Genomic DNA, 7,299 nt, shown 5'->3' on the forward strand with positions numbered 1-7,299 from the left:
AATCCCGAATACCTGCGGAAGAAGCTCGGCGTTGTTAGAAAAGAACTGAACGTATTTATTGCATCAAAAAAGAATCATATCAAAGGAATCGTTGATGAGGTTCTTTTCCTTGAAGATGGGTCAGCCGCACCTTTTGAATATAAATTTGCCGAGTTCAGGGACAAGATTTTCCAGACTTATAAATTTCAACTGGTGCTACATGGTGTTATGATAAAGGAGAACTACAATATCGATGTGAAAAAGGGATTTATCTGTTTTACAAGAAGCAATAATCACATTGAAGAGGTGGACATAACAGAGAAAGATTTTAAAAAAGGCATCGAAATCATAAATGAGATCCTTGAAATCATAGACAAAGGCTTTTATCCGGGCAAGACCAGATATAAAAATAAGTGCATTGATTGCTGTTACAGTAACATTTGCTTTTGATTTTCTTATTCTTATAAACCAACCAATAATTTTGCAGCAAGAATTTTAAGCACAAAAAATAAGCCATAATAGCGCATATTTTGTCCTAAATAGGCGAAAATTCGTGCTATTCAAGAGGCGCATCCATTAAAACAAGGATTGAAACCGTTCAGGTTTCCTGCACTGCTGGTATCTGTGATATTCAAGAGGCGCATCCATTAAAACAAGGATTATTTTCTGATTATTGGGATTATGCCGCTTAGAATGAGTATGTTTTGAACTCAGAAAATCTGGGGTGTTGGATGTTTTGAGGAATATCCGGGCTAAGAAAAATATATATACACTCTATTTACACTATAATAGCACTACAATTAGAGTGTTATGCAGGACAAAGTCACCATCAAAATCCCGAGGAAATTATACGAAACTCTGCAGGAGATGATAGAAGGGACAGGTTTCTCCAGCACAACGGAGTTCATCGTTTTTGTCCTGAGGACACTGGCTTCCACCGGGAAGATTAAAGAGGATGATAAACTCACGGAACAGGAAGTCCAGGTCATAAAAGAAAGGCTCAAAAGACTCGGATATTTATAGGAGAATAAAAATGGACCATCTGGATAAACTGGAAAGTCAGAGTATCTATATAATACGGGAGGCATATAAGCAGTTCAAGGACATAGCTGTACTCTGGAGCATAGGGAAAGATTCTACGACATTGATGTGGCTTATAAGAAAAGCCTTCTACGGCAGAGTCCCATTCCCTGCGCTGCATATAGACACGGGCTACAAGTTCAAGGAGATATACGATTTCAGGGACGAATGGTCAAAGAAATGGGGAATGAGGCTTGTTGTCGGCACCAACGAACAATCGCGAAATTCAGGCATGGGACCCAATGCCGGGGATAAACTTTCATGCTGCGGGCAGCTAAAGACCGACGCTTTAAAGCAGACGATAGATAAATACAAATACAGGGCGATATTGCTGGGCATCAGAAGGGATGAGCACGGCATACGGGCAAAAGAGCGCGTTTTCTCTCCAAGGAACAGGCAGTTCCAGTGGGACTATAAGGACCAGCCTCCCGAACTATGGGACCAGTTCAAGAATAAACAGCAGGGCGAACAGCATATAAGGGTGCACCCTCTGCTGCACTGGACAGAGCTTGATGTCTGGATGTACGTTCAGAGGGAACATATCCCGATAGTAGACCTTTACTTTGCAAAAAACGGCAAAAGGTACAGGAGCATAGGATGCGAGCCCTGCTGCAACCCCGTGGATTCCGAGGCTGATACGGTTGATATGATAGTGGAAGAGCTCAGGACAACAAAAGTTGCTGAACGCAGCGGCAGGGCGCAGGACAAGGAAAGGGCGTATATGATGCAGAAATTAAGGGCACTTGGCTACATGTGATTTTGCATGGAAATCGAGTCAATTTTCATCAGTGTTTTCATCATATCGCTGCTGGCAGAATACATGGATGCCACTATCGGAATGGGATATGGCACCACGCTAACGCCGGTCCTCCTTCTGATAGGTTTCTCACCCCTGCAGGTAGTGCCTGCTATTTTGCTTTCCCAGTTCCTTTCCGGTATATTCGCTGCAGCATTGCATCAGGGAGCTGGCAACGTATCCTTTGATTTCAAGAACGATACCGAGCATAAAATCGTTAAGAGACTGGGAAGATTGGGTTACATCCCTAAATCCACAGCTGCAAAGGTTGCGATGGTACTGGTCATGTCCAGCATTGCAGGAGTGTTCATTGCGGTTTTGATCGCATTGAGGCTGCCTGTATTTTACCTTAAGCTCTACATAGGGCTTCTCGTTGTTACAATGGGTATGCTCATAATCGCCAGGCATAAGACCCGTAACGAATTCTCCTGGAAAAAGATCATGGGGCTTGGCATCCTTGCATCTTTTAACAAGGGCATTTCCGGCGGGGGATACGGTCCGCTAATAGTCTCTGGACAGATCCTTTCCGGGGTTGAGACAAAGAATTCGATCGGCATAACCGCGCTGGCAGAAGGGGCTACCTGCTTTATCGGCGTTATAACCTATTTCATCGTCGGCACGAATGTCGACTGGTCGCTGGCTCCGTATCTTGTCGCAGGTTCTTTGATCTCAGTGCCTCTATCCGTATATACCGTGAAGAGGATGCCGGTAAAGCAGTTCACGCTGGTCATAGGAGTAGCAACAACATTGCTCGGTCTATTTTCGTTATATAAATTATTGAGACCCCTGAATTAATTCAGGGGACTATAAAAAGAGGAAAAAAATGAACGACAAAAACTTAAAATTCGTAATCGTGGGACACGTTGACCACGGAAAGAGCACATTGATAGGACGATTGTTATATGACACGAATTCTTTGCCCGAAGGTAAGCTTGAGGAGATCAAACAGCTCTGCGAGAGCCTTGGCAAGGATATAGAGTTCGGTTATGTCATGGATCACCTTGAGGAAGAGCGCGACCAGGGAATTACCATCGATACGGCGCAGACCTTCTTTAATACCGAAAAAAGGGATTATGTGATAATCGATGCTCCCGGTCATGTCGAGTTCGTGAAAAACATGATAAGCGGCGCTTCGCAGGCAGAGGCTGCCGTGCTCATCGTGGACGCCGAGGAGGGCGTTAAGGAGCAGACAAAGAGACATGCCTACATCCTCGGGATGCTGGGATTGTCCCAGGTGGTTGCGGTCATCAATAAAATGGATCTGGTAGATTACGGCAGGGAAAGGTTTGAGAGCGTGAAGAAAGACCTGCTGGAATTCCTATCGAATATCAACATCAAGCCATCCTATGTCATACCTATCTCGGCAAAAAAAGGAGATTTTATAGCCAATAAAACCGGAAATATGGACTGGTATAAGGGTCCTACCCTTCTTGAGGCGCTGGACACCTTCAGAACAAAAGAAAGCGCCAATAATAAGCCTCTCCGATATGTTGTCCAGGATATTTACAGCTTTGATAAACGCATAATTGCAGGAAGGGTTGAGAGCGGCATAATCAGGAAAGGGGATAAAATCAAGGTGCTGCCTTCGGGTGAAGAAACGAGAGTAAAGAGCGTGGAGGAATATCTTAAGAATGTCACAGAAGCGGAAGCCGGAAAGAGCACAGGCATTATTACGGAGGATAAGCTTTTCATAGACCGGGGAAATGTGATCGTGAGCCCAAGAGACCTCTCTGCGGTTACAAGCAGGATAAAAGCCAACGTTTTCTGGATGGACAGGGTCCCATTTAAGAAAGGGGAAAGCCTGATGTTCCGCTGCGCCACGCAGGAAGTGAACTGCGAGATAGAGAATATAAGCAGGGTCATCAACTCTTCCACGCTTGAGCTGATCGCCGAAGATGCGGATGAAATAAAAAATAGAGAGGTGGCGAGCATTATTATAAAAACCGATAAGCCAGTAGTGGTTGAAAATTTCAACAAGATGGAAGAACTCGGAAGGTTCGTGCTTGGAAGAGAGGATACCTGCGCCGGCGGGATAATCACGGAGATGGTATGATGATTATCTTCGCTATCGATGCCCTGGAATACACACTTGTGGAAGAGTTCAATTGTAGTAATCTGAAGCAGAAGTTCTATGGAAAGACCAACATCAAGGAATTTTCAGAGCCAAAGACAATGGTTCTCTGGAGCTCCTTTATGACGGGGAAAAACATGGAAAAAGAGATAGTAGCTAAAGGCGATAAAGAGATGTGGAATACCAGACTGGATTTTAATGATACGTTCTTTAAACAGTTTGAGAACCCCAAAATTATAGACCTGCCCGGATTCAGCTATATCAAAGAACAGCACGAGATGGAAAGAAAGCTGCTTAAGGAGTATTTTGATGCAAAAAGCGAAGAGGAGAAAAAGAAGATAAGAGGAGCATATAATAACCTTTCATTTGAACATCATAGAAAAATAAAGCAGGAGTTCAGTACAGCACTAAAGGGAGATTATGATTTTGTGCTCGGCTATTTCAGCGTGGCAGATGTTATCGGGCACCTGAATTTCGGCAACAGAACAATGATGAAGATGATATATAAAGACCTGGACGAGATCGCAGGTACTATCAATGAACCCTACATCGTGCTGTCGGATCACGGCATGGAAGCTGTAGGAATCTTCGGAGACCATTCGAGCTACGGGTTCTGGAGCACTGGTTTTAAGGATCTGGGCAGTCCGAAGATAACTGATTTTGCGGGTATGATTAAAGGATTGAAAGATGTGAATTAGGAGAAAGTAACAGATTCAATTGAAACAAATTTTACCAAAAAATTCAGAACCAACTACGATCAAGGGATTTGCCAGTATGATATACTTGTTAAGACGAACGGAATTAATCACGAATTGTTTGGCAGTATTTAAATGCAATTTTAAATAGTTCAATAAGAAGCCGGTCCCATAAGCTACATGAATAATAAAAAAGATCAATGGCATCACCGGGAGAATTGCTATTTTTTTCTCTTTTATTGCTATTTTAAGGCTCGTTATAATCGATATAAGGGAATAAATGCCAAGACATAAAAGGATGATTTTTGTAGCGGGGTTCGAATTGAACGCTATGCTTAAGGGAAGGCTTAAAAGTCCCAGAACGAAGATAGTCGGCATAAGATAAAGTATCTTGAAGCTATCAGGCTGGATCGTAGTCTGGTGCGCTCTTCCGGTACCGTAGCCAAACAGTTGTTTTGCAAACCTTTTAAAGCCTCTTTCCTCGGATGATATACATATACTTCCGGTGTGTAGACCAGTTTATAGTTACTTTTTGCTACCCTGTTTAAAAATTCATTCTCTTCATTCGGGAACAGGACTTCATTCAAAAGTAATCCTTTTTTGAAGATTTCATTCTTTACGAACATATTGTTAAAAATCAGATTTTGTTCGGTTATCTCACCTGATACATTTTTTTTCTCATACCTCGTGGACATTGACGCGGCTCCGAAATATGAACCCATTCCCAATCCGAAGCAATACGGTAAAAATGAGGAGTTTTCAGGTGTTAAGTTCGGCCCCCCTACAACACCCACCGATTCATCTCCGAAAAATTGTATAGCATTTTTCAACCAGTTAGGATTCATTAAACAATCATCATCTGTGAAACCAACTATTTCTCCCTTCGCTTTTTGGATACCCCTGTTGCGCTGGGCTGATGGGTTGTAACCCTCCTCAACTATTATCTCATATTTTCCGGTCGGATAATCTAAATTTTTTATATGCTCTACTGCTTTCGGTTTTGTGCCCGGCGGACAAGGTATTATAATAGAAACGCTTGGTAGATCCATAATCCCTTCTTAATTTTAAATCTCAACTGAAATTTAAAACCTGAGTACGTTTAAGGCATATATAAAATTTATCATTATTAATATTTTTAATTATAATCATAATAAGTATCTCAATTTAATGTCCCTGTTGGATGTTTTTGCTTTCTTATAAGAGATGGTCTTTTTATCCTTCCTGTTCGGCTGCAACGATGGAACATCTGTAAGGGTAGAAGATGAAATATTAATTATTTAGGAAAAAAATAAATACAGGGTCGATGTTAATTAAACAAAAAAAGAGGGATTTTTATGGAAAAAAAAGTTAGAATATTTTTTACTGTGATAATCATTATTGGAATTGTAGCTCCGGCTTTTGGTAGAACTAATGAGGACATGGATAGGATCATAATAGGCTTTGAGCCTGCAGGTTCAAAACAAAATATACTGGATGTAATAAAGAAATATAATGGAGAGGTATTAGAAGAGATACCTGCAATAAATGCCATTGTCGTAAATGTACCATCAAAACTGCGTATCGCATTAAACTCCGACATGACGCTCAATAAATATGCCAGATACATAGAAGATGATGCAATTATCAGTATTCCACCAGATGAAATAACAATGGCTCCGGTAAATAGCATACAGTTAACTCCTGATGATCCGCTGTATGCAAATCTGTGGGGGATACGGATGATACAGGCGAATTACACATGGAATGTGACCACAGGGAATAAAAATACAATAGTTGCGGTTATTGATACTGGAGCGGATTATAATCACGAGGATCTCTCTGCTGTAAACGCCTCATTGGGATGGGATTTTGTCAATAACGACGCTGATCCGATGGATGATAACGGGCACGGGACCCATGTTGCGGGAACCGTGGCAGCAACTATAAACAATGGTAAGGGTGTCGTCGGCGTGGCTCCTGGCATCACGATAATGCCCTTAAAAGTTCTGGATTCAAATGGCAGTGGAAGGATATCGGATATAGCAAATGCCATAACCTATGCAGCCGACCACGGCGCCAGGATATTAAGTATGAGCTTCGGAAGCTGGTTTCCCTCAAAAGCTATGGAAGATGCAACAAAGTATGCAGTTTACACAAAAGGAACACTTGCCTTTGCGGCTGCCGGAAATGATGGTCTTCAACTCAATACATACCCTGCTGCCTATAACTGGATACTGGCAGTTGCGGCTGTAGGATATGATGGAAATAGAGCTGCTTATAGCAACCATGGTGCCTTTGTGGATATTGCAGCTCCGGGAGGCAGTAACGATGGGAACCAGAGACACGATATTCTATCGACATGGCCCGGGAGTACCTATGCGTATGCAGCAGGCACGTCCATGGCTACGCCACATGCGAGCGGAGTTGCAGCCCTGTACTGGTCATACAATCCTTCCCTGACAAATGCCCAGATCGGTAATGCATTAATAAAGAACGCAGACGATAAAGGAGCAGTTGGATGGGACAAGTATTATGGATACGGCATAATAGATGCCTGGCCCGCAAATGGATAACATTAATTATATTAGTTTATCCTAATTAAAACAAACTGAACAAACCTCAAACAGCAAATAAACATATTTCATCGGGTATAACCTCACCGTTATCTACAAGGTGGTTACCAATTCATAGGTTCTCCA

At 42.3% G+C, this 7,299-nt stretch carries 8 protein-coding genes; 7 read left to right on the forward strand and 1 reads right to left on the reverse strand.

What is annotated here, in order from left to right; translation table 11 throughout:
- The 6 genes from cas4 to MNV_RS11615 form a co-directional block, all read left to right on the forward strand.
- The coding region (cas4, locus tag MNV_RS11590; RefSeq protein WP_143311753.1) for a CRISPR-associated protein Cas4 at positions 1-429 on the forward strand (429 nt) is incomplete at its 5' end.
- A gap of 360 nt (positions 430-789) precedes the next feature.
- On the forward strand, positions 790-1,002 hold the full coding sequence (locus MNV_RS11595; protein WP_096206122.1) for a ribbon-helix-helix protein, CopG family: 213 nt from the start codon (positions 790-792) through the stop codon (positions 1,000-1,002).
- A gap of 10 nt (positions 1,003-1,012) precedes the next feature.
- On the forward strand, positions 1,013-1,816 hold the full coding sequence (gene cysD / locus MNV_RS11600) for a sulfate adenylyltransferase subunit CysD (protein ID WP_096206123.1): 804 nt from the start codon (positions 1,013-1,015) through the stop codon (positions 1,814-1,816).
- 6 nt (positions 1,817-1,822) lie between these two features.
- A complete protein-coding gene (locus MNV_RS11605; RefSeq protein ID WP_096206124.1) occupies positions 1,823-2,650 on the forward strand; it encodes a sulfite exporter TauE/SafE family protein in 828 nt (275 codons plus the stop codon).
- Positions 2,651-2,678: 28 nt separating this feature from the next.
- A complete protein-coding gene (locus MNV_RS11610; RefSeq protein WP_096206125.1) occupies positions 2,679-3,908 on the forward strand; it encodes a sulfate adenylyltransferase subunit 1 in 1,230 nt (409 codons plus the stop codon).
- Positions 3,905-4,624, forward strand: a complete 720-nt coding sequence (locus MNV_RS11615) for an alkaline phosphatase family protein (RefSeq protein ID WP_096206126.1) — start codon at positions 3,905-3,907, stop codon at positions 4,622-4,624. Before MNV_RS11610 ends, MNV_RS11615 begins: the two co-directional genes overlap by 4 nt.
- Positions 4,625-4,968: 344 nt before the next feature.
- Here the strand turns inward: MNV_RS11615 and MNV_RS11625 are convergent, their stop codons facing one another.
- Positions 4,969-5,670, reverse strand: coding sequence for a glycosyltransferase (locus tag MNV_RS11625; RefSeq protein WP_096206128.1), 702 nt, complete (start codon positions 5,668-5,670; stop codon positions 4,969-4,971).
- A gap of 285 nt (positions 5,671-5,955) precedes the next feature.
- Between MNV_RS11625 and MNV_RS11630 the strand changes: the two genes are divergently transcribed.
- A complete protein-coding gene (locus MNV_RS11630) occupies positions 5,956-7,173 on the forward strand; it encodes a S8 family peptidase (RefSeq protein WP_096206129.1) in 1,218 nt (405 codons plus the stop codon).
- The last annotated feature ends 126 nt before the right edge of the window (positions 7,174-7,299 follow it).

The sequence above is a fragment of the Candidatus Methanoperedens nitratireducens genome (genome assembly GCF_900196725.1).
Taxonomy (GTDB): domain Archaea; phylum Halobacteriota; class Methanosarcinia; order Methanosarcinales; family Methanoperedenaceae; genus Methanoperedens; species Methanoperedens nitroreducens_A.

Excerpts from the sequence above, each read along its gene's own strand:
- MNV_RS11595 (WP_096206122.1), top strand. The coding sequence starts at position 790 with ATGCAGGACAAAGTCACCATCAAAATCCCGAGGAAATTATACGAAACT.
- cysD (WP_096206123.1), top strand. The coding sequence starts at position 1,013 with ATGGACCATCTGGATAAACTGGAAAGTCAGAGTATCTATATAATACGG.
- MNV_RS11605 (WP_096206124.1), top strand. The coding sequence starts at position 1,823 with ATGGAAATCGAGTCAATTTTCATCAGTGTTTTCATCATATCGCTGCTG.
- MNV_RS11610 (WP_096206125.1), top strand. The coding sequence starts at position 2,679 with ATGAACGACAAAAACTTAAAATTCGTAATCGTGGGACACGTTGACCAC.
- MNV_RS11615 (WP_096206126.1), top strand. The coding sequence starts at position 3,905 with ATGATGATTATCTTCGCTATCGATGCCCTGGAATACACACTTGTGGAA.
- MNV_RS11625 (WP_096206128.1), bottom strand. The coding sequence starts at position 5,670 with ATGGATCTACCAAGCGTTTCTATTATAATACCTTGTCCGCCGGGCACA.
- MNV_RS11630 (WP_096206129.1), top strand. The coding sequence starts at position 5,956 with ATGGAAAAAAAAGTTAGAATATTTTTTACTGTGATAATCATTATTGGA.